Below are 20,460 nucleotides of genomic sequence, written 5' to 3' on the forward strand. Positions count from 1 at the left end.
CGCGGAACCGGCCCGGCGGGCGCACTACCCTTCCCCCATGACCACGCTCTCGCCGTACGACTCCATGTCCCCGGTGGCCCAGGCCGCCTATCGCGCGAAGTCCGCCGCCGCCGACCTGGCGCCGCTGCCGCGGGCCGAGAAGGACGACGCGCTCCTCGCGATCGCGGACGCGCTGGAGGTCCGTACGAGCGAGATCGTCGCGGCCAACGCCAAGGACATCGCCAAGGCCCGCGAGGCCGGGACCGCCGAGAGCATCATCGACCGGCTCACGCTCACCCCCGAGCGGGTGCGCGCGATCGCCTCCGACGTCCGTGACGTCGTGGCGCTGCCCGACCCGGTCGGCGAGGTCGTCCGCGGCTCCACCCTCCCGAACGGCATCGACCTGCGCCAGGTCCGCGTCCCCCTCGGCGTCGTCGGCATCATCTACGAGGCCCGTCCGAACGTGACCGTCGACGCGGCCGCCTTGTGCCTGAAGTCCGGCAACGCGGTCCTGCTGCGCGGCTCGTCCTCCGCCTACGAGTCGAACACGGCACTCGTACGGGTCCTGCGTGACGCCGTGGGCGGCGCGGGACTGCCCGCCGACGCGGTCCAGCTCGTCCCCGGCGAGGGTCGCGAATCGGTCCGTGAGCTGATGCGCGCCCGCGGTCTGGTCGACGTCCTCATCCCGCGCGGCGGCGCCTCCCTGATCCGCACGGTCGTCCAGGAGTCGACCGTCCCGGTCATCGAGACCGGCACCGGCAACTGCCATGTGTACGTCGACGCCCAGGCCGACCTCGACATGGCCGTGGACATCCTGATCAACTCCAAGGCCCAGCGGCCCAGCGTCTGCAACGCCGCCGAGACCCTCCTGGTCCACCAGGACATCGCCGCGGAGTTCCTGCCGCGCGCCCTGGACGCCCTCGCGGACGCCGGGGTCACCGTGCACGCCGACGAGCGGGTCCTCGCCTACGCCAAGGACTCCCGGGCCACCGTCGTGGAGGCCACGGCCGAGGACTGGGACACCGAGTACCTCTCGTACGACATCGCCGCCGCGGTCGTCGACTCGCTCGACCGGGCCGTGTCCCACATCCGGCTGTGGAGCTCCGGCCACACCGAGGCCATCGTCACCACCTCGCAGCAGGCCGCCCGCCGCTTCACCCAGCTGGTCGACTCCACGACCGTCGCCGTGAACGCCTCGACCCGCTTCACCGACGGCGGCCAGTTCGGCTTCGGCGCCGAGATCGGCATCTCCACCCAGAAGCTCCACGCGCGAGGCCCGATGGGACTGCCGGAGCTGACGAGCACCAAGTACATCGTCACGGGCGACGGCCACATCCGCCGCTGAGGCCCCGGCGGGGCCGCCCCGGGCCCGTTGCCCCGGACCCCGGCGACGGCCCCGTACGGGCGTACGAGGCCTCGGGAGGCGTGCCCGGCGCGCCGCCGTGCGCCGGGGCGCGCGGCGGATCGTCCGCGGCCCGCGGTCCACTCGCGCGCGGGTCCCTCGTGCAGACGAATTTCCGTACCGTCTGCCCAAATTGACCCCTCAGGTCTACTCTGGATCCGTGCCGGAGGACGTGGGGGGCACGCCGTTCCCTGACGGCTGGGAGCCCGACGACGACCACGACCGCGGGGGCGCGGACGAAGAGTTCGCCTCCGTGGTCTTCGACGAGGACTTCGTACGGGCGGCGGCGTTCCACGAACCGACCGCCGTCGAGAGGCTGCTCGCCGCGGCCCAGGCCCGCGCGGAGGCCTCCGAGGCCGAGGCGCGCCGGGCGCACGCCCGCGGCTCCCGCGGCGAGGACGAGCGCTACGAGGACGCCTTCGGCCCCGACTTCGCCCACGATCCCGACCCGGACGACCCGGACGACTCCGAGGTCCTGGAGGGCCGCCACGGCTTCCCGGGACTGTACGGCCGGCCGTACGGCAAGCCGATCCGCTGGCACCGCCCCGTGGCCTGGGTCCTCGCCCTGGTCATGGGCATCGGCATGGTCGCCCTCGCCTTCACCGCGGTCTACCGGGGTGCCTCGTCCGGCGACCGGGACCAGGTCCCCTCACCCGCCTCCTCCGGACTCGAACAGGGCCAGGAGAAGATCATCGGCCCGGGCCCCTCCTCCTCCGCGACCCTTCCCCGCCCGGCGGTGTCGGCGGTCCCGCGGACCCCCTGACCCGGCCCCCTCCGCGGACGCGCGCACCCGCTGACCCGTCTCCTCCGCGCACGCGCGCACCGCCCTGACACGGGTCTTCCCGCCGGGGCGCTGGCGTGCGTCGCACAGCGTGACCGTCCTGGTGGGAACCTGTCAGAACTTGTCGCGCACGACAGCGTTTACCGGAGCCCCCGGAGACCTACTCTGAAGGTATGGGCGGGCCTGGAGACCCACCTGAGGGGACACCCGAGGGTGCTCCCGCCGGTGGCGAGGACGAGTACCGATCCGTCGTCTTCGACGAGTCGTTCGTCCGCGCTGCCCGCCTCCAGGAGTTCTCCGCCCGGGAACGGATGGCCGACCACAGCCCGGCCGTGCGCCGCCGTCCGCCCCTCCAGCGCGGGCTGTCCCGGCAGGCCCTGATCCTCGTCCTGCTGATAGCCGTCGCCTTCGGCACGGCGATCTACATGGGCGTACGGCACCCGTACCCGGCCGCCGTGCCCCAGACGGCCGAACCGCTGCGGATGACGGTGATCCCGCTCGCCCCGCAGACCCCCGTCCCCGGCTCCGCCAGTACCGACCAGCTGTTCGGCAGCAGTCCGGCCGCCCAGTTCCGGATCGGCGCCGAAGGCATCACCCTGCCCGCCGTCCGGCGCACCGCGCACTTCTCCGACAGCGAGGTCGTCACCGCCCTGACCACGGCCAAGGACTACCTCGTGGAGTCGTCCCTCGACCCGAGCGTCCTGACCGGGGGCGCCACCCGGCCCGTACGGATCCTGCTCGACCCGAGCCAGCTCGACCAGTTCGACCAGAGCTTCGTCCAGCCGGCCGCCGACGGACGGCACGCCCCGACCGGCTGGCTGATCCGCTTCGACGCGGCCCGTACGCAGCTCGCCGACAAGGGGATCCGGGTGCAGGGCACCCTCCAGGCCGCCGAGTCCGACGCGAACACCCTGGAGGTCGTCGCCGACCACACCTTCGTCTACGCGCTGAAGCCGGCGGGCGCGGACGCGCGGGCGAAGGCCTCCCTGTTCACCGTCCGGCGCGAGCTGACCTTCCGCTTCGACAGCGACGACCTGCGCCTGCACCAGGCCGAACTGGTCACGTCCTACGTCCAGGCCGGCCCGCTCGCCTGCTCGGACGACTCGGTGAGCCGGCTGCGGCCGCTGCTCGCGGGCCAGACCGCCAAGGCGGGCACTCCGGCCGGCACCGACCCGTACGCCACCGGAAGCGCCACCGCCGTGTGCGGTTCGCTGGCCGTCAGCGCGCAGCCGAAGGTGTGACCGGAGCGCCGGACGGAACCGCCCGGCGCTCCGACCGGTTCCGAGGACGGCGTCCGGCGCCCGGACCGGTTCCGGGGACTCGGGCCGGCACGCCGACCGGTCCCGGGAACGCCGTCCGGTCGCGGTGATCAGTTCTTGCCGTCGCCGTCCCCGCCGCCGTCCGTGCCCTTGCCGCCGGCGCGGTCCTCGGGCTCGGTGCGCCCGTCGCCGGTGTCGCCGCCGGAGGTGTCGGCCGTGCCGTCCTTGGGCGTGCCCGCCGCGAAGCCCCCGAAGCCGCGCCGTACCCGGCCCCCGAGGTCGCCCGCGCCGCCCGCGATGTCGCTGACCAGCTTCATCAGCGGGTCCTTGGAGCTCTTGACGTCGCTCGCGTAGCTGGCCGCCGACTGCCGGAAGGAGTCCGACACCGAGGTGTCCTTGTCCTCGTCGCGCCGCGGGTAGTGGCCGTCCATGATCCGCTGGTAGTCGCGGGACTCCGCCCACTTCTTCAGCTCGGCCGCGCGGACCGCGGTGAAGGGGTGTGTACGCGGCAGCACGTTCAGGATCTTCAGCACGGAGTCCCGCAGGTCGCCCGCGGACTCGTACTCCTCCGCCTGCTCCAGGAACGCGTCCACGTTCATCTCGTGCAGATGGTTGCCGCCCGCGATCTTCATCAGACCGCGCATCGAGGCCCGCAGGTCCTGGCCGGCCAGCAGCCCCGCCCGGTCGGCGGACAGTTCCGACTTGCGGAACCACTCGCGCAGCGCGGTCACGATCGCCATGATCGCGAGGTTCCCCAGAGGGATCCAGGCGACCCGGACCGCGAGGTTGGTGAGGAACAGCAGGATCGTGCGGTAGACGGCGTGACCGGACAGCGCGTGGCCGACCTCGTGGCCGACGACGGCCCGCATCTCCTCCTCGTCGAGCAGCTCGACGAGCCCGGTCGTCACGACGATGATCGGATCGTCCAGACCGATGCACATCGCGTTCGGCTGCGGGTCCTGGTTCACGTACATCGGCGGGACCTTCTCCAGGTCCAGGATGTAACAGGCGTCCCGCAGCATGTCGTTGAGGTGCGCGAACTGGGCGTCCGAGACGCGCACCGAGTCGGACAGGAAGAGCAGCCGCAGGCTCCGCTCGGGCAGCAGGCCGCTCAGTGCCTTGAAGACCGTGTCGAAGCCGCTGAGCTTGCGCAGGGCCACCAGGGCCGAGCGGTCCGCCGGGTGCTCGTAGGCCCGCGAGGAGATCCCCGCGAAGCGCCTGCGCTGCCTGCTCGGCACTTTCTCGTGCCCGTTCCGTTCGTGGCCGCCGTCTGACATGTGTTCCCCCATGTGCGTCTCCGTGCCCGATGTGCCCCCGAGGCAGGGCCCAGCCTAGGCGGAGATACCGTTGTCGGGCAGTACAGAGAAGGAGTCGTACGACATGGAGCACATCCCCGCAGCCGCGTGGTTCACCGAGGCCGCCGCGGCGGCCGACAAGCAGGGTCCGGGCAATCTGCTCCGCGTCGTGCTGATCGTCATGATCATCGGCGTGGTCCTGACCGCCTGGTTCCTGCTGCGCGGCTACAAGCGCGACGACTGAGGTCCGGCCGGAGGCCGGCGGCCGCGGTGCCGTACCCAACGGCGGAGTCGGCGTGTTCGCGGCGTAGGCGCCCGCATACGATGGGCCGACATCTTCATCCCGCCCTCCCCACCTCTCGATCCCGATCGAGCGGGGGGACCCTCATCGGATAGGTCTTGCCGAGATGAGCATCCAGCACACCGCCGCACAGTTGGCCACCGTCGTCGCCGAGGGCGAGAACGGCGGCAACCACGAGAGCCTCAGCCCGTTCCTGACCGGCGGCGGGGCCCTGTTCATCCTGCTTCTGCTGCTGTGGATCACCACGCGCTTCAACCGCGACCGCTGAGCCCCGAGGGCCCGCTCGGGGCCCCTGTCGGCCGGAGCCCCTCGGCCGGGCCGGTAGGGTCTGCACGCATGGGAGAGCAGGACATGCCTACCGGTCCGGCGAATGACACGGAGAGCGGCGCCGTCGGCGACGCCACGGGCGGCGCGGGCGCGGCGGCCGGCGGCGGCCCGAAGCGCCTGGCGACCGGCCCCGGCAACGGCCCCTTGAATCCGGGCAAGCGCCGGCTCGGCGTCATGGGCGGCACCTTCGACCCGATCCACCACGGTCACCTGGTCGCGGCCAGTGAGGTCGCCGCGCAGTTCCACCTCGACGAGGTGGTGTTCGTGCCCACCGGGCAGCCGTGGCAGAAGACCGACCGCATGGTCACCCCGGCCGAGGACCGCTATCTGATGACGGTCATCGCCACGGCCGAGAACCCGCAGTTCTCGGTCAGCCGGATCGACATCGACCGCGGCGGTCCGACCTACACGACGGACACCCTGCGCGACCTGCGCTCGCTCAACCCCGACGCGGATCTCTTCTTCATCACCGGCGCGGACGCGCTCGGCCAGATCCTCACCTGGCGCTACACGGAAGAACTGTTCTCCCTCGCGCACTTCATCGGGGTCACCCGGCCCGGTCACACGCTGACCGACCCGGGCCTCCCGGAGGGCGGTGTCTCGCTGGTCGAGGTTCCCGCGCTCGCCATCTCGTCCACAGACTGCCGTGCGAGAGTCGCCAAGGGCGACCCCGTCTGGTACCTGGTGCCGGACGGTGTGGTGCGCTACATCGACAAGCGTGAGCTGTACCGCGGCCAGTGAGCCGAGAGGGGCACCCGGTGAACGACCGATACGACGGATACGCGGGCGGCGACCAGCAGTACGAGCTCGTCGGCTACGACGAGTACGGGCAGCCGGTGTACCGGCCGGTCCCGCAGCAGCCCGCCCAGGGGTACGACGGCTACGACGCCCGGCAGCAGCAGGGCTACGGCTACGACCCCTACGCGACGGGCCGTCAGGAACCTGCCCGGCCCTACGACACGGGCAGCGGGCCGACCGTGTCGCCCTATGACACGGGCCGGCAGGAGACCGTGTCGCCTTATGACACCGGTCAGCACCGGACCGTGTCGCCCTATGACACCGGTCAGCACGAAACGGTGTCTCCCTATGACACGGGCCGGCAGGAGGCCGTGTCGCCGTACGACACCGGTCAGCAGCCCGCCGTCCCTTCGTACGACTCCTTCGACCCGTTCGGCACCGGCGCGCCCCGCGGCGGCGCGGCGGGTACCGCCCGGGCGCCCTACGACGGCCACGGGCCGGACGTCGGCACGGCGGGCACCGGCCGGCAGCCCCGCGTCGCCGAGCAGACCGCCCGCATCCCGCAGCAGGCCGGACCCCCGCGACAGGCCGGCCCCGCCGAGGACGGCGCTCCCGGGGGCGACCGGGACTACCGCACCGAGCAGTTCGCCTTCGTGGAGGAGCAGGAGGCCGAGTCCGAGGACGTCATCGACTGGCTGAAGTTCACGGAGAACCGCACCGAGCGCCGCGAGGAGGCCAAGCGCCGCGCCCGCAGCCGGATCGTCGCCCTCGTCGTGGTCGCCGCCCTGGCCGTGGTCGGCGGGGCGGGCTACCTCTGGTACGCGGGCAAGCTGCCCGGCACCGCCACGGCGTCCAAGCCGGGGGCCTCGACGCCCGTCGCCGCCCAGAAGCGCGACGTGATCGTCGTCCATCTGCACAACACCAAGGGCGGCGGCACCTCCACGGCCCTGCTCGTCGACAACACCACCACCAAGCAGGGCACCACCGTCCTGCTGCCCAACTCCCTCGCCCTGACGGACGACGACGGCTCGACGACCACGCTCGCCAAGTCCGTCGACAACGACGGCTCCTCCGGCACCCGGGACGCGCTCGACACCGTGCTGGGCACCAACATCCAGGGCACCTGGCGGCTCGACACCCCGTACCTGAACAACCTCGTCGAACTCGTCGGCAACATCGAGGTCACCACCAACGCGGCGGTGCCCGACCCCGACGCCAAGAAGAAGGGCGAGGACCCCCTCGTCAAGAAGGGCACGGACGAGACCCTCAGCGGCAAGATGGCCGTCGCCTACGCCACCTACCGTGCCCCGGGCGAGGCCCAGAACGCCCAGCTGGAGCGGTTCGGGCAGGTCATGCAGGGGGTGATGCGCAAGCTGTCCTCGGACAAGCAGGCCGCGACCACCACCGTGCAGACGCTGGCCCAGATCCTCGACCCGTCCCTGACCGACCAGGACCTCGGCGCCTTCCTCGCCAAGCTCGCCGACCTCGCCAAGGGCGGCGACTACAAGACCGCGCTGCTGCCCGTGCAGACGGACGGCACCCTGAGCGCCAGCGCCTCCAGCAGCGTGATCAAGGACGTCCTGGGCGGCACGGCCAAGAGCCCCGACGCCGGCTCCGCGGTCCGCGTCGGCATCGAGAACGCCACCGGCGTGAAGACGGCCACCAGCCAGGCCCGCGTCGTCCTGGTCAACGGCGGCTACACGTTCCTGGACTCCGGCACCTCCGCCGCCCAGAGCGTGTCCCGGATCACGTACGGCGACGCCGCGAGGAAGGCGGACGCCGTCCAGGTGGCCAAGACCCTGGGTCTGCCCACCAGCAGCGTGACCAAGGGCAAGGCCAGCGGCAACGCGGACGTGTCCGTCGTCCTCGGCCAGGACTACAAGATCACCAGCACCCGGACGGGATGATCCGCGGGTGACCGGCGTCACGCCCCGGGGGACGGCCCCGGGGCGTGGCCGGAGAAACGCGTGGGGTGTCCTCGGCGGTCCGTGAGACCCTTGAGTCGTAACCGACCGCCGACGGAAAGCCGCGTAGTGACCGCCACGGACCGCTCCATCGAGCTCATTCAGACCGCCGCACAGGCGGCCGCAGACAAGCTCGCGCACGACATCATCGCCTACGACGTGAGCGATGTTCTCTCCATCACCGACGCCTTCCTGCTGGCGTCCGCGCCCAACGACCGCCAGGTCAAGTCGATCGTCGACGAGATCGAGGAGCGCCTGAGCAAGGAGCTCGGCGCCAAGCCGGTCCGCCGCGAGGGCGACCGCGAGGCACGCTGGGTGCTGCTCGACTACGTCGACATCGTCGTGCACGTCCAGCACAGCGAGGAGCGCGTCTTCTACGCCCTGGAGCGGCTCTGGAAGGACTGCCCGGAGCTGGACCTGCCCGAGGAGGCCAAGGCCACCCGCGGCAAGGCCGCCGAGCACGCCAAGTTCCAGGCCGAGGAGGACTCCGCCGACCTGGGAGGACTGCGGTGAGCACAGAGGTCCGCGGAGCCGCGTCCGACGAGCGCAAGCCGGGCCGCGGCCGCCGCGTCATCCTGTGGCGGCACGGCCAGACCTCCTGGAACGTCGACCGGCGTTTCCAGGGCTCGACCGACGTCGAGCTGACCGAGACGGGCATCGGGCAGGCCCGTCGTGCCGCCCGGCTGCTCGCCTCGCTGAAGCCCGACGCCATCGTCGCCTCGGACCTCAAGCGGGCCGCGGCCACGGCCGCCGAACTGGCCGCCCTCACCGGCCTCGACGTCACCCACGACGAGGGGCTGCGCGAGACCTACGCGGGCGTCTGGCAGGGGCTGACGCACGAGGAGATCATCGCCCGCCACGGCGAGCAGTACGCCGCGTGGAAGCGCGGTGAGCCGGTGCGGCGCGGCGGGGGCGAGCTGGAGACCGAGGTCGCCGACCGCGCCGCCCCCGTGGTGCTGCGGCACGCCGACAAGCTCCCGGACGACGGCACCCTCGTCGTCGTCAGCCACGGCGGCACGATCCGCACCACGATCGGCCGGCTGCTCGGCTTGGAGTCCCGGCACTGGGAGAGCCTCGGCGGTCTGTCGAACTGCTGCTGGTCCGTCCTAGGCGAGGGCGTCCGCGGCTGGCGGCTCCTGGAGCACAACGCCGGCACGCTGCCGGAGCCGGTCCTCGGAGACGACGACTGAGGGGTGCCGGACGGCTCTCCGTCCGGTCGCCCGGGCCCGCCGGGACCGGATTTCACTTTCCGGCTGGTCGCAGGCTAAAGTTCTTCTTGTTCGGCCCGCAGGGCGGGAAGAACGCAAGGGGCTATAGCTCAGTTGGTAGAGCGCCTGCATGGCATGCAGGAGGTCAGGAGTTCAATTCTCCTTAGCTCCACAGACCGACTCTCCCGAGAGTCGTCGGACAGCTTGAAGAAAGATCCCGCTCCCGTCAGGGGGGCGGGATTTTTCGTTGTCCGTCACCGAGTTGAGGTGTCGTCTCCGGAGAACGCGGCGCGGCGGGCGCAGTTGGCGGGCGGGGCCCGACCGGTCCGTCCGGTGGACGGACGCGGGCCGTGCGTCCCCGCCCGGTCCGCGGGGGCCGTGGCCTTCGGCACATTCTTCGGGAACACGCTTGAGTCAGTTGGGGTCTCCGGGGCGTATACCTGTGCGGACGCGCTCCCGGCGTGCTCGTATGCGCCGCCTGCCGGAGCCCTGACGGGAGCCCGTGTCCGGACTGGTACGCAGGCGTCGCTGACCGTATTGCTCCGGCCGTGGCAGAATCAAACGGCCGGAAGGGGGCGCGGCCCGACGGGAGGGAGTAGCGATGCCTGCCAGCATCCTCGAGGAGGTCGACGATCTCCTCGAAGTGGCACTGAACCGTAAGAAAGCCACCCTCCTCGACTGCCCTTCCTGCGGATCGGTCCACGTTGCCCAGGTTCTCGGCGACAACGGTGGAATCTCCTACGTGTGCACGGCCTGCGGCCACAGCTGGAGCTGATTGATGGGTGCGCACAGGCGGAAATGCGATTGGTGCGGCAGTGGTACGCCGATCGTCCGCGACATGGAGCCGGTCAACCACGACTACCAGTACTGGTGCGAGGAATGCGCACGGGCACTGATCATAAAAGGCGACCCGATCGAGACGTATCGGGAGCTTGAGGGCGAGCCGATCTACGCACGGCTCCTCGACGAGCACTGCACGCTCAAACGGTTCTATTCGTTCGCCACGGCCTGACCTCACGGCCGTGTGACCCCCGGGTGATGTCCGCCCCGGGGGTCTTCGCGTTCCCGGACCCGCCCCGGGGTGTCCGCACAGGCCGCCCGGGCCGCCCTCGGGCTGTCCGTGGGGGCGCCTGGCCGCCCCGGGGCGGGCCGTGTGCGCCCGTCAGCCGCCCGAGGGGGCCAACGGGCCGCCGTGGGGCCCGTGGAGCCCTCCAGGGGCCGCCCGGCATCTTGGCGGGCGCCTCGCCGCTCACGACCCTCCCTGCCCCCGGCGCCGGCCTCTCCCCGCTCCCGAAAAAAGCGACATGAGGCACGAATCGGTACACACGGGAAACGATTTGGTGGTTCACCTGGGGAACCGTGTAATGTTGGCGTCGCCGCCGGGGAAACCGGGCGACACGGTGAAAACGCGGTTCGACCGCGTGGCCACAAGGGGCTATAGCTCAGTTGGTAGAGCGCCTGCATGGCATGCAGGAGGTCAGGAGTTCAATTCTCCTTAGCTCCACAGACGTTGAAAGCGGATCACCCGGTCAGGGTGGTCCGCTTCTTCGTTTCCCGGGCCTTGCCGCCGCGCACCGCCCGGCGGTCGCGTCTCCGGCGCAGTGCCCGCGGTGACCACACGGAACATGCCGAGGGCGGGCCACCCGTTCCGGTGGCCCGCTCCTTCGTGTCAGCGGCCGCTGCCGAGCGCGCGGCGGCCGCGCCCCTGGGAGAGGACCGGCAGGTTCGTGCGCGAGGACGACGCCCCCCGGGTGTCCTCCTCGATGCGCAGGGCGAGCGCCGGGCAGCGCCGCACCGCGCGCAGGGCCTTCGCCTCGGCGAAGGCGGGGACCGGGGCCTGCGCCACGGTCGGGAAGCCGTCGGCGCCCAGCTCGAAGACCTCGGGAAGAAGGTCGGCGCACAGGCCGTGCCCGCGGCACAGCGTCCAGTCGACGAAGATCTTCTGGCGGCTGGGGCCCGCCTCCTGCTGGCCCGGACCGGTCAGGACGCCCATGGGCACCTGTCCGTCCTCGAAGAGCGGCAGAACGCCCTCCACGGGCCTTCCGCAGCCGTTTCCGAGGACGTGCGCGGCCAGGTCGTCCGTGAACGCCTTCAGCGTCGACTCGATGAACATCGCCGAACCGTCCGGGTGGGAGCAGGCACCGCGGCGCTTCACCGACTTGGCGACCTGCTTCACCGCCTCCAGCGCGGCCGGGCCGCCGCCGTTCAGGATGTCCGCCAGGCCGCGCGCCGCGGCGGGCAGTCCGAGGTAGCAGGGGCCGCACTGGCCCGCGCTCTCGTCGGCCAGCCACTGCGCCACGCGCAGCGACTCGCCCAGGGGGCAGGTCTCCTGGGTGATGGGGAGGATCGCGCCGGCACCGAGCGCGCCGCCCACCGCCGCCAGGGAGTCCCGCGAGACGATCGCCTCGTTGACCGTCGCCGCGTCCAGCCACTTGCCGTGGTAGCCGCCGGTCAGGACGCCCTGGGGCATCGCCGGGGCGCCGGCCAGCTGGAGCACGTAACGCAGGGGCACGCCGGTGGGGACCTCGATCACCATCGGGCGCGCGACGGCGCCCGAGACGGTGAGCATGACGGTGCCCGGCTCGTCGTACAGGCCCGTGTTGCGGTAGCGGTCGGGACCGATGCGGGCGGCGATGGCCAGCTGCGCGAACGTCTCGGCGTTCGACAGCAGGGTGGGCGCGCCCCCGACACCCGCCTGGGACGCGCTGACCTTGCGGCCCGGCGGCACCGCGGGGCCGCCGTCGATCGAGCGGATCAGCGACGCGGCCGCGCCGGTCACCATCCGTACGGGATTGCGCTGCACGCGCGCGCGAAGCGGCGAGCCCCTGCGGTTGCTCAGCCCCCGCTCGGCCAGCGCCGCCTCCATGGAGCGCTGCGTGGACTCGCGGGTCACACCGATCACGAGCGTGCGCGCGCCCATGGCCTCGGCGACCAGGAGCGCGCCGTCGAGGATGAGGTGCGGGGCACGGTTGATGAGCACCGTGTCCTTGCGGCAGGCCGGTTCGTCCTCGCTCCCGTTGACGACCACCACCGGGCGGATGCCCTTCTTGATGGCCGACTCGGCCACCGAGCGCAGTTTCTTGCCGAACGGGAAGCCCGCCCCGCCGCGTCCCTTCAGATTGATGTCCTCGGCGAGGCTGGCGAGGTCTTCGCCCCCCAGGGGTTCGAGCGGCCCATGCACTTTGAGGTGCATGGGCAGATCAAGGCGTTCGACCAGGTCGAAACCCGACGTGAGCTGCGGAAGTCCGACCACGCGGACTTCCGGGACGTCGGGCAGGGCCTCGTTCACTTAAAGCCTCCGGAAGGGGCATTCCATGATTCACCGGAGCCAGGAGCGTCGAAGGCGCCCGGCAGTACGTCAGTCGTGGGACCGCTGTCGTACGTGTCGTTGGTGTTGTACGTGCGGTAGGACGTGTTCGTCTCACCGGTGTTGTACACATCACTCGTGCCGTAGCCGCCGGCGGCCGAATTGCCATAGACGGGGGTGGTGTATCCGGTGTCCTGGAGCGGGTCGTACGCCGATGCCGGGGCCTCGCCGACGGGGGCCGACTGGGGGACGGGCCAGGCGCCCTGGGCGGCGCCGTTGCCGACGCGGGGAAACGTCTCTGTGGGCTGCGCGTTCACGGGCATCGGGAACTGCTGCGTCCCCGGGGCCGCCGGCGCGTCGCCGGGTGTCGCCACGGTCCGGTAGGCCGCCGCGAAGCCGGCCGTGTCCGCCGCGGCCTGCGCGCCGCCGAACAGCGTGGACGAGGACTCCTTGCGCTCCTTGCGCGGGGCCTCGGCACCCGCGGAACGCCGCTCGGAGCGGCCGCCGGCACCCTGCTGCGACTCCATCGCTGCGGCACGCGAGGCGTCCAGCTCCTCGCGGAAGCCGCGGGCGCTGCCGCCGCCGGTGAGCGCCAGGATCCGCGCCGCGACCTTGTGCTTGAAGGCGTTCGGGGCGGCGCGCAGCAGGAGCGCGGCCATGACGCCGACCAGGCACAGCTCGTACGAGATCATGAAGAAGGGCTTCGCCGCGCGGCCCGCGAACAGGCCGTGGACCAGGGCCGCGCACAGGGCGGGGTAGGCCAGCATGTGCATGGCGCGCCAGCGGGCGGCGACCACGGCCGGCGCGGCGAACTGATTGCGCAGCGCGCCGGTGATGCCTACGAAGATCATCAGCAGGCCGGCCAGCGAGCCGAGGCCGATGAGTCCGCCGAGGCCCGTGACGCCGAGGCTGAAGGGGATCAGCGCGGCGATCAGGACGGTGTGGTCCAGTGCCAGCTTGACGGTGATGTGGACCAGGAGGAACGCGATCGAGGCGACGGCGGTCACGCGGTGGACGCCCTGCGCGACGATCCGCTGACGGGTGTCCAGGAGGAGCCGGTCCTGGGCGACCAGGCCCCAGATCACCGAACAGGTCAGGGAGACCAGCGACAGGACGCCGGCGCCGAAGTTCAGGAAGTCCTGGACAGCGTTGCCACCCGCCAGCACGATCACGGGTATGAGGACCAGGACGGCAGCTGACGCCGCCCCGTAGGCCGAACGGCCCATCCGGGGAAGCGAGCTGGTGTTACGACGAGGGTTCATGAGGGGTACTCCCTACGGTTCGGGGAAGCGGTCCCGAAGGCGCACTCTAGGTCGAGAACCGGCGCCGAACTCAACGTTTGAGTTATTGCGTTGTTACCAAAGGGCAATGAGGTCTTTGTGTTGTCCGCAAGCGTCCGTTAAGCGAAGTAAAATTTGAACATCGGTCAACGTTTTTTCGGGGTGGCGGAGGCCGCAGCGGGTATCAGCGGTGCCCGCAAGCTCGTCGCGGCCCGCATGGGCGCTGCGGTACCCTGACGCCATGCGTGCCGTACGCCTTCTGCTTAGCGAGCCGCGCTGATCAGTCCCGACCGCTGACGCATCGCGGTCGGCATCAGCGCGGCGTCCCCTCCTGTGCGAGGGGTTTTTTCATTTCTGCTGGCAGAGACGATCGATGGAGCTTTGAGGACATGAGCGAGACGAACACCGCTGCCGCCACCGCCGAGTCGGCCGCGCCGCACCGCTACACGGCGGCCCTGGCCGCCGACATCGAGGCACGCTGGCAGGACTTCTGGGACGCCGAGGGGACCTACGAGGCCCCGAACCCCACCGGCGACCTGGCCGGGGACCCCGAGCTGGCCGCCCGGCCCAAGAAGTTCATCATGGACATGTTCCCGTACCCCTCGGGCGCGGGTCTGCACGTCGGCCACCCCCTGGGCTACATCGCCACCGACGTGTACGCCCGGTTCCAGCGGATGACCGGCCACAACGTCCTGCACACCCTGGGCTTCGACGCCTTCGGCCTGCCCGCCGAGCAGTACGCCGTGCAGACCGGCACGCACCCGCGCGTGTCCACCGAGGCCAACATGGAGAACATGAAGGTCCAGCTGCGCGCGCTGGGCCTGGGCCACGACAAGCGCCGGTCGTTCGCCACGATCGACCCGGAGTACTACAAGTGGACCCAGTGGATCTTCCTGCAGATCTTCAACTCCTGGTACGACGACGAGGCCGACAAGGCCCGCCCCGTCTCCGCCCTGGTCGCCCAGTTCGAGAGCGGTGAGCGTGCCGTCCCCGCCATCGGCGGCACCACGCGCGCGTGGAACGAACTGAGCGCCGGCGAGCGCGCCGACGTCCTGAGCGGCTACCGCCTGGCGTACGCCTCCGACGCGCCGGTCAACTGGTGCCCCGGCCTGGGCACCGTCCTGGCCAACGAGGAGGTCACCTCCGACGGCCGGTCCGAGCGCGGCAACTTCCCCGTCTTCAAGGCCAAGCTGCGCCAGTGGAACATGCGCATCACCGCCTACGCGGACCGCCTGCTGGACGACCTGGACGCGCTGGACTGGCCCGAGGCCATCAAGCTCCAGCAGCGCAACTGGATCGGCCGCTCCGAGGGCGCCCGCGTCGACTTCCCGATCGACGGCGAAGCGATCACCGTCTTCACCACCCGCCAGGACACCCTGTTCGGCGCCACCTACATGGTCCTGGCGCCGGAGCACCCGCTGGTCGAGAAGTTCACCCCGGACGCCTGGCCCGAGGGCACCCACGACGTGTGGACCGGCGGTCACGCCACGCCCGCCGAGGCCGTCGCCGCCTACCGCGCGCAGGCCGCCTCGAAGTCCGACGTCGAGCGCCAGGCCGAGGCCAAGGACAAGACCGGCGTCTTCACCGGCACGTTCGCCACCAACCCGGTCAACGGCGAGAAGGTCCCGGTCTTCATCGCCGACTACGTGCTGATGGGCTACGGCACCGGCGCGATCATGGCCGTCCCGGCGCACGACGGCCGCGACTTCGCGTTCGCGCGCGCCTTCGAGCTGCCCATGCGCTGCGTGGTCGAGCCCTCGGACGACCGCGGCACCGACGCCTCCACCTGGGACGACGCCTTCGCCTCCTACGACGCGAAGATCGTCAACTCCGCCGGCGAGGACATCACCCTGGACGGTCTGGGCGTCGTCGACGCCAAGGCGCGCATCACGGAGTGGCTGGAGCGCCGGGGCATCGGCGAGGGCACCGTCAACTTCCGGCTGCGCGACTGGCTGTTCAGCCGCCAGCGCTACTGGGGCGAGCCCTTCCCGATCGTCTACGACGAGGACGGCGTCGCGCACTCCCTGCCCGAGTCGATGCTGCCCCTGGAGCTGCCGGAGGTCGAGGACTACTCCCCGCGCACCTTCGACCCGGACGACGCGAACACCTCCCCCGAGACCCCGCTGTCCCGCAACGAGGACTGGGTGAACGTCACCCTGGACCTGGAGGACGGCCGCGGCCCCCGGAAGTACCGCCGCGAGACCAACACCATGCCCAACTGGGCCGGTTCCTGCTGGTACGAACTGCGCTACCTGGACCCGCACAACGACCGGCAGCTGGTCGACCCGGCCATCGAGCAGTACTGGATGGGCCCCCGTGAGGGTCAGCCCACCGGCGGCGTCGACCTGTACGTCGGCGGTGCCGAGCACGCCGTGCTGCACCTGCTGTACGCGCGCTTCTGGTCGAAGGTCCTGTTCGACCTGGGCCACGTCTCGTCGGCCGAGCCGTTCCACAAGCTGTTCAACCAGGGCATGATCCAGGCCTACGTGTACCGCGACAGCCGCGGTATCGCCGTGCCGGCCGCCGAGGTGGAGGAGCGCGACGGCGCCTACTACTACCAGGGCGAGAAGGTCTCCCGGCTGCTGGGCAAGATGGGCAAGTCCCTGAAGAACGCGGTCACCCCGGACGAGATCTGCGCCGAGTACGGAGCGGACACCCTGCGCCTGTACGAGATGGCGATGGGCCCGCTGGACGTGTCCCGCCCGTGGGACACGCGCGCGGTGGTGGGCCAGTACCGCCTGCTGCAGCGCCTGTGGCGCAACGTCGTCGACGAGGCGACCGGCGAGGTCACCGTCGCGTCCGCCGAGCCGGACGAGGACACCCTGCGTGCCCTGCACAAGGCCATCGACGGTGTGCGCCAGGACCTGGAGGGCATGCGGTTCAACACCGCCATCGCCAAGGTCACCGAGCTGAACAACCACCTGACCAAGGTGGGCGGCCCGGTGGCGCGCCCGGTCGCCGAGGCCCTGGTGCTGATGGTCGCGCCGCTGGCCCCGCACATCGCCGAGGAGCTGTGGAGCAAGCTGGGCCACGCCGACTCGGTCGTCCACCAGGACTTCCCCGTCGCCGACCCCGCGTACGTCGTCGACGAGGCCGTGACCTGCGTCGTGCAGATCAAGGGCAAGGTCAAGGCCCGCCTGGAGGTCTCCCCGTCGATCACCGACGCGGAGCTGGAGAAGGTGGCGCTGGCCGACGAGAAGGTCGTCGCCGCGCTGGGCGGTGCCGGGATCCGCAAGGTGATCGTGCGCGCGCCGAAGCTGGTGAACATCGTCACCGGCTGACCGGCTGACCGGCTGACCGGCTGACCGGCTGACCGGCCGACGGGCTGACCGGCACGGCAAGGCTCGGCTCGGCGCCGAGCCGGGCCGTGTGACGGCTCAGGGTCGTCCCCTACGGGCAGGTTCGGGGTTCTTTCGGAACCCGGGACCTGCCCGCAGCGTTTACCGTTGAGAGCGCGGCGAAAGTTGCCGCGACCGGTCGGAGGAGGAGTGTGATGGGTACCGTGATCACCGTAATCGCCTTGCTCTTCCTGCTGTTCGTGGTGTTCGGCGCGTACGCGACGGTGAAGGTGGTCGGCGCCGCCAAACGCGGGGTGGACCGCACCATCGCGCAGGCCCGCCGCACGGTCGAGGACACCACCCTGCGTGCCAAGACCTTCGCCCAGCCCGGTCCCCAGGGCGAGCTCGCCCAGCTCAGACTGACGCTGCGCACCTCGATGCGCGCCACCCAGGACGCGCTCCAGGCGGGCGCGGCGGAGGACGAGTCCCTCAAGGAGTCGCTGAGCCTGTTCGAGCGGCTCAGCACCCACGGCCACGAGCTGGACGCCGAGCTCAGGCGCCTGGAGGCCGAGCCCGACCGCGGCACCCTGGCCACCCGGCTGCCCGCCCTGCGCGAGCGCACCCGGCGGATCACGAAATCGGCGGACTCGCTGCGCTGGGCCGCCCGCGACCGGGCCCACCGCTTCGCCGGCGACGACCTGGACACCCTCAGCGCCCAGATCGACGTGGAGGCCGGCGCCCTGCGCCACTGGACCAAGGAGCCGGATCCCGCCACGTCCCGCCCCGACGCCCCCGGCACGGACACCGGCGCCCCCGGCGGATCGTCCCGGCCGACGGACCCGCGCTCCCGCCCCGAGGACGGGGACCGGTCGCAGCGTTCGGCGATCACGCCGCCCGGCCAACGGCCCACCTACCCTTGGCAGAAGAAGCCCCGCCCCGAGAGCACGACATGATCCGGCCGTTCCCGCCGCAGGTGGAAGGGGCCGGGCTGCCGCGCACCCGCCCCGCCAGGTAATCTCCAGCTCATGTCCCGCCATGTCGCGATCGTCACCGATTCAACGGCCTACCTGGCGCCGCGGACGATGGAGCGCCACGGCATCACATCGGTTCCCCTGACCGTGGTCCTCGGGGACCAGGCGCTCGAAGAGGGCACCGAGATCTCGGCCCGCTCACTGGCCCAGGCACTCCAGAAACGGCGTCCCGTCACGACGTCCCGGCCCAGCCCCGAGACGTTCGCCGCGACCTATCGCGAGGTCGCCGCGTCCGGCGCCACCGGCATCGTCTCGCTGCACCTCTCCTCCGAGTTCTCCGGCACCTACGACGCTGCGGTGCTCGCCGCGCGCGAGGCCCCGGTACCGGTGCGTGTCGTCGACACCGGGATGGTCGCCATGGCCCTCGGGTTCTGCGCGCTGGCCGCCGCCGAGTCCGCGGAGGCGGGCGGCTCCGTCGACGACGCGGTCACCGCCGCCGAGAAGCGGGCCGCGGGCATGTCCGCCCATTTCTACGTCGACACGCTCGACTATCTGCGCCGCGGCGGCAGGATCGGGGCCGCGCAGGCCCTGCTGGGTTCCGCGCTCGCGGTGAAGCCGATCCTGCAACTCCACGACGGCCGCATCGAACTCCTCGAAAAGGTCAGGACGTCGTCCAAGGCGATCGCGCGCCTCGAGGAGATCGTCGCCGAGCGGGCGGGCAGCGGGCAGGTCGACATCGCCGTTCACCATCTGGCCGCCCCGGAACGGGCGTCGGCGCTCGCGGACCGTCTGCGGGCGCGCGTGCCGGGGCTCGCCGAGCTGCATGTGAGCGAGGTGGGCGCGGTGATCGGAGCGCACACAGGCCCCGGGCTGCTCGCGGCGGTCGTGTCGCCCCGATGAGGGGAGGGGCGGCCCCGATCCTCGCTCGCGTCGCTCGTGCGGGTGACGGGGTTGTCCACAAGTGGGCCGCTCTCCACCGGAATTGAGCAAGATCATCGCGAGGGTGTCGGGTTGCCGCATCCTCGCCGCATGGCACTTCGATCGAGCACACGCACCGCGACACCGACCAGCGGCCCGGGTCGCGGCCCCGACTCCGACGGCCGCGGCCGCAATCGCCGTCACCGTGGCGACCGGCGGACCCTGACCCGTCACGACGTCCGGACCTCGGCCCGTCGGCACGAGGCCTCGGCGGCGGCTCTCCGTCTGCGCGCCGACGCGCTGTTCACCGAACTCGCCCAGGAACGACGCGAGTCGGGGAGCGGTCCACCTGGGGCGGGCCGCGCGGCCGAGGGTGCTCCGGGGGCGGTCACCTCGTACGAGTCGGTTGCGCGTGAGTCGGTTGCGCGTGAGTCGGCTCCGCGCGATCCGGCTCGGCACCATCCGGCTCGGCACCATCCGGCTCGGCACCATCCGGCTTGGGATGCCCCGGCTCCGCACGATCCGACTTCGCACGAACCGGCTCGGTATGAGCTGGCCCCAGACGGTTTGGTTACGCGGGATCCGGTCTCACACGGCCCGGTCCCGGACGAGCCTGCCGACGGGGTTGGAGGGTGGTGGGGCCGGGCCGGGCTCGCCGTGCGGGAGCGGTTGCCGTTGTGGTTCCAGTCGAGGTGCGGTCTGGAGCGCAGGAGCGTGGCCGCGCTGACCGTGCTGCTGGCCGTGGCCGCCGTCTTCGCCGTGCAGCACTTCTGGGCGGGACGGACACGGCCGGTGCGGGCTCCCGAGGTGGTCGGAGCAGCGGCGCCCTTCGGAGGGAAGTGGGTCGCGGGTGCGGGGCCGGGCGGCCGGCCGGGAGCGGAGTCGGGCGACCCGACCGGGGCTTCGAGCGCGGCGGGTGCCGGCGGGGGTGTGGTCGTCGTGGACGTGGGCGGGAAGGTGCGTGCCCCCGGACTCCGGCGGCTGCCCGCCGGGTCCCGCGTCGAGGACGCCCTGCGGGCCGCGGGAGGGCCACGGCCCGGCACGGACACCGACGGCCTCAACCGTGCCCGGGTCCTGGTGGACGGCGAACAGATCATGGTCGGCGTGACCGCGCCCCCGCCGGGGCCGGGGCCGGGTGGTTCGGGCGGTACGGGGCCGCTCGGTGCCGGGGGATCCGGGGCGGGTGCCGTGCCCGCCGCGCCGATTCCCCTGAACACGGCCACGGTCGACCAGTTCGACAGCCTGCCCGGGGTCGGGCCCGTCCTGGCCCGGCACATCATCGACTACCGCACCGCGCACGGTGGTTTCCGCTCGGTCGACGAGCTCCGTGAAGTGAGCGGAATCGGAGACCGTCGCTTCGCCGACCTCCGCAACCTGGTGCGGCCATGAGGGGTCCGGAGACGAGGGACGCGGGGGAGCCGCAAGCCTCTCCGGCGGGCCCCGAGGAACTTC

Annotated in this window: 18 protein-coding genes and 2 tRNA genes; 17 read left to right on the forward strand and 3 right to left on the reverse strand. The window is 71.7% G+C overall.

Annotation, left to right across the window (positions count from 1 at the left end; translation table 11 throughout):
• Window positions 1–37 precede the first annotated feature (37 nt).
• The 3 genes from ACFWI4_RS17580 to ACFWI4_RS17590 all read left to right on the forward strand — a co-directional run bounded on the left by ACFWI4_RS17580 (window position 38) and on the right by ACFWI4_RS17590 (window position 3,403).
• Window positions 38–1,324 carry a glutamate-5-semialdehyde dehydrogenase gene (locus ACFWI4_RS17580; RefSeq protein WP_385397242.1) on the forward strand — a complete coding sequence of 429 codons (1,287 nt, stop codon included), beginning with the start codon at window positions 38–40 and terminating at the stop codon, window positions 1,322–1,324.
• A gap of 217 nt (window positions 1,325–1,541) precedes the next feature.
• Window positions 1,542–2,144, forward strand: coding sequence for a hypothetical protein (locus ACFWI4_RS17585; RefSeq protein WP_387196791.1), 603 nt, complete (start codon window positions 1,542–1,544; stop codon window positions 2,142–2,144).
• Window positions 2,145–2,335: 191 nt separating this feature from the next.
• Window positions 2,336–3,403, forward strand: a complete 1,068-nt coding sequence (locus ACFWI4_RS17590) for a hypothetical protein (protein WP_387196794.1) — start codon at window positions 2,336–2,338, stop codon at window positions 3,401–3,403.
• Between the two features lie 128 nt (window positions 3,404–3,531).
• On the opposite strand, the gene ACFWI4_RS17595 is transcribed toward ACFWI4_RS17590, so the two are convergent.
• On the reverse strand, window positions 3,532–4,698 hold the full coding sequence (locus ACFWI4_RS17595; RefSeq protein ID WP_387196954.1) for a M48 family metallopeptidase: 1,167 nt from the start codon (window positions 4,696–4,698) through the stop codon (window positions 3,532–3,534).
• A gap of 70 nt (window positions 4,699–4,768) precedes the next feature.
• On the opposite strand from ACFWI4_RS17595, the gene ACFWI4_RS17600 reads away from it, so the two are divergent.
• The 10 genes from ACFWI4_RS17600 (at window position 4,769) to ACFWI4_RS17645 (ending at window position 10,758) form a co-directional block, all read left to right on the forward strand.
• Entirely contained in the window at window positions 4,769–4,960 is a 192-nt protein-coding gene (locus tag ACFWI4_RS17600; protein ID WP_385397278.1) for a hypothetical protein, read from the forward strand.
• Between the two features lie 163 nt (window positions 4,961–5,123).
• On the forward strand, window positions 5,124–5,285 hold the full coding sequence (locus tag ACFWI4_RS17605; RefSeq protein ID WP_385397234.1) for a hypothetical protein: 162 nt from the start codon (window positions 5,124–5,126) through the stop codon (window positions 5,283–5,285).
• 233 nt (window positions 5,286–5,518) lie between these two features.
• Window positions 5,519–6,085 carry a nicotinate-nucleotide adenylyltransferase gene (gene nadD, locus ACFWI4_RS17610; protein WP_387196957.1) on the forward strand — a complete coding sequence of 189 codons (567 nt, stop codon included), beginning with the start codon at window positions 5,519–5,521 and terminating at the stop codon, window positions 6,083–6,085.
• A 17-nt stretch (window positions 6,086–6,102) separates the two neighbouring features.
• Complete coding sequence (locus ACFWI4_RS17615) at window positions 6,103–7,989, forward strand: LytR C-terminal domain-containing protein (RefSeq protein ID WP_387196796.1); 1,887 nt, start codon at window positions 6,103–6,105, stop codon at window positions 7,987–7,989.
• A gap of 126 nt (window positions 7,990–8,115) precedes the next feature.
• Window positions 8,116–8,559 carry a ribosome silencing factor gene (gene rsfS / locus ACFWI4_RS17620; RefSeq protein ID WP_387196799.1) on the forward strand — a complete coding sequence of 148 codons (444 nt, stop codon included), beginning with the start codon at window positions 8,116–8,118 and terminating at the stop codon, window positions 8,557–8,559.
• On the forward strand, window positions 8,556–9,236 hold the full coding sequence (locus ACFWI4_RS17625; RefSeq protein WP_387196802.1) for a histidine phosphatase family protein: 681 nt from the start codon (window positions 8,556–8,558) through the stop codon (window positions 9,234–9,236). Before rsfS ends, ACFWI4_RS17625 begins: the two co-directional genes overlap by 4 nt.
• Window positions 9,237–9,353: 117 nt before the next feature.
• Window positions 9,354–9,426, forward strand: a tRNA-Ala gene (locus tag ACFWI4_RS17630).
• Window positions 9,427–9,855: 429 nt separating this feature from the next.
• Window positions 9,856–10,029: a hypothetical protein gene (locus ACFWI4_RS17635; protein WP_261702676.1), complete on the forward strand. Its 174-nt coding sequence runs from the start codon at window positions 9,856–9,858 to the stop codon at window positions 10,027–10,029.
• A gap of 3 nt (window positions 10,030–10,032) precedes the next feature.
• Window positions 10,033–10,266 (forward strand): hypothetical protein, encoded by a 234-nt coding sequence (locus tag ACFWI4_RS17640; RefSeq protein WP_037618755.1) that lies wholly within the window; start codon window positions 10,033–10,035, stop codon window positions 10,264–10,266.
• A 419-nt stretch (window positions 10,267–10,685) separates the two neighbouring features.
• Window positions 10,686–10,758, forward strand: a tRNA-Ala gene (locus tag ACFWI4_RS17645).
• A 165-nt stretch (window positions 10,759–10,923) separates the two neighbouring features.
• On the opposite strand, the gene ACFWI4_RS17650 is transcribed toward ACFWI4_RS17645, so the two are convergent.
• Complete coding sequence (locus ACFWI4_RS17650) at window positions 10,924–12,543, reverse strand: NADH-ubiquinone oxidoreductase-F iron-sulfur binding region domain-containing protein (RefSeq protein WP_385397225.1); 1,620 nt, start codon at window positions 12,541–12,543, stop codon at window positions 10,924–10,926.
• On the reverse strand, window positions 12,540–13,823 hold the full coding sequence (locus tag ACFWI4_RS17655) for a cytochrome b/b6 domain-containing protein (RefSeq protein ID WP_387196806.1): 1,284 nt from the start codon (window positions 13,821–13,823) through the stop codon (window positions 12,540–12,542). Before ACFWI4_RS17655 ends, ACFWI4_RS17650 begins: the two co-directional genes overlap by 4 nt.
• Before the next feature lie 407 nt (window positions 13,824–14,230).
• Here ACFWI4_RS17655 and leuS point away from each other — a divergent pair, with 407 nt between their 5' ends.
• The 4 genes from leuS to ACFWI4_RS17675 all read left to right on the forward strand — a co-directional run bounded on the left by leuS (window position 14,231) and on the right by ACFWI4_RS17675 (window position 20,397).
• The gene (leuS, locus tag ACFWI4_RS17660) at window positions 14,231–17,122 is read left to right on the forward strand and encodes a leucine--tRNA ligase (RefSeq protein WP_387196809.1); all 2,892 of its coding nucleotides are present in this window, start codon (window positions 14,231–14,233) and stop codon (window positions 17,120–17,122) included.
• Between the two features lie 212 nt (window positions 17,123–17,334).
• Window positions 17,335–18,072: a hypothetical protein gene (locus tag ACFWI4_RS17665; RefSeq protein WP_387196812.1), complete on the forward strand. Its 738-nt coding sequence runs from the start codon at window positions 17,335–17,337 to the stop codon at window positions 18,070–18,072.
• A 72-nt stretch (window positions 18,073–18,144) separates the two neighbouring features.
• Window positions 18,145–18,990, forward strand: a complete 846-nt coding sequence (locus ACFWI4_RS17670; protein WP_387196815.1) for a DegV family protein — start codon at window positions 18,145–18,147, stop codon at window positions 18,988–18,990.
• A 732-nt stretch (window positions 18,991–19,722) separates the two neighbouring features.
• A complete protein-coding gene (locus tag ACFWI4_RS17675; RefSeq protein WP_387196818.1) occupies window positions 19,723–20,397 on the forward strand; it encodes a ComEA family DNA-binding protein in 675 nt (224 codons plus the stop codon).
• Window positions 20,398–20,460: the final 63 nt, after the last annotated feature.

Source organism: Streptomyces sp. NPDC127038 (genome assembly GCF_042725875.1).
GTDB lineage: Bacteria > Actinomycetota > Actinomycetes > Streptomycetales > Streptomycetaceae > Streptomyces.

Excerpts from the sequence above, each read along its gene's own strand:
- ACFWI4_RS17580 (WP_385397242.1), top strand. The coding sequence starts at position 38 with ATGACCACGCTCTCGCCGTACGACTCCATGTCCCCGGTGGCCCAGGCC.
- ACFWI4_RS17590 (WP_387196794.1), top strand. The coding sequence starts at position 2,336 with ATGGGCGGGCCTGGAGACCCACCTGAGGGGACACCCGAGGGTGCTCCC.
- ACFWI4_RS17595 (WP_387196954.1), bottom strand. The coding sequence starts at position 4,698 with ATGTCAGACGGCGGCCACGAACGGAACGGGCACGAGAAAGTGCCGAGC.
- ACFWI4_RS17605 (WP_385397234.1), top strand. The coding sequence starts at position 5,124 with ATGAGCATCCAGCACACCGCCGCACAGTTGGCCACCGTCGTCGCCGAG.
- nadD (WP_387196957.1), top strand. The coding sequence starts at position 5,519 with ATGGGCGGCACCTTCGACCCGATCCACCACGGTCACCTGGTCGCGGCC.
- ACFWI4_RS17635 (WP_261702676.1), top strand. The coding sequence starts at position 9,856 with ATGCCTGCCAGCATCCTCGAGGAGGTCGACGATCTCCTCGAAGTGGCA.
- ACFWI4_RS17640 (WP_037618755.1), top strand. The coding sequence starts at position 10,033 with ATGGGTGCGCACAGGCGGAAATGCGATTGGTGCGGCAGTGGTACGCCG.
- ACFWI4_RS17655 (WP_387196806.1), bottom strand. The coding sequence starts at position 13,823 with ATGAACCCTCGTCGTAACACCAGCTCGCTTCCCCGGATGGGCCGTTCG.
- leuS (WP_387196809.1), top strand. The coding sequence starts at position 14,231 with ATGAGCGAGACGAACACCGCTGCCGCCACCGCCGAGTCGGCCGCGCCG.
- ACFWI4_RS17665 (WP_387196812.1), top strand. The coding sequence starts at position 17,335 with ATGGGTACCGTGATCACCGTAATCGCCTTGCTCTTCCTGCTGTTCGTG.
- ACFWI4_RS17670 (WP_387196815.1), top strand. The coding sequence starts at position 18,145 with ATGTCCCGCCATGTCGCGATCGTCACCGATTCAACGGCCTACCTGGCG.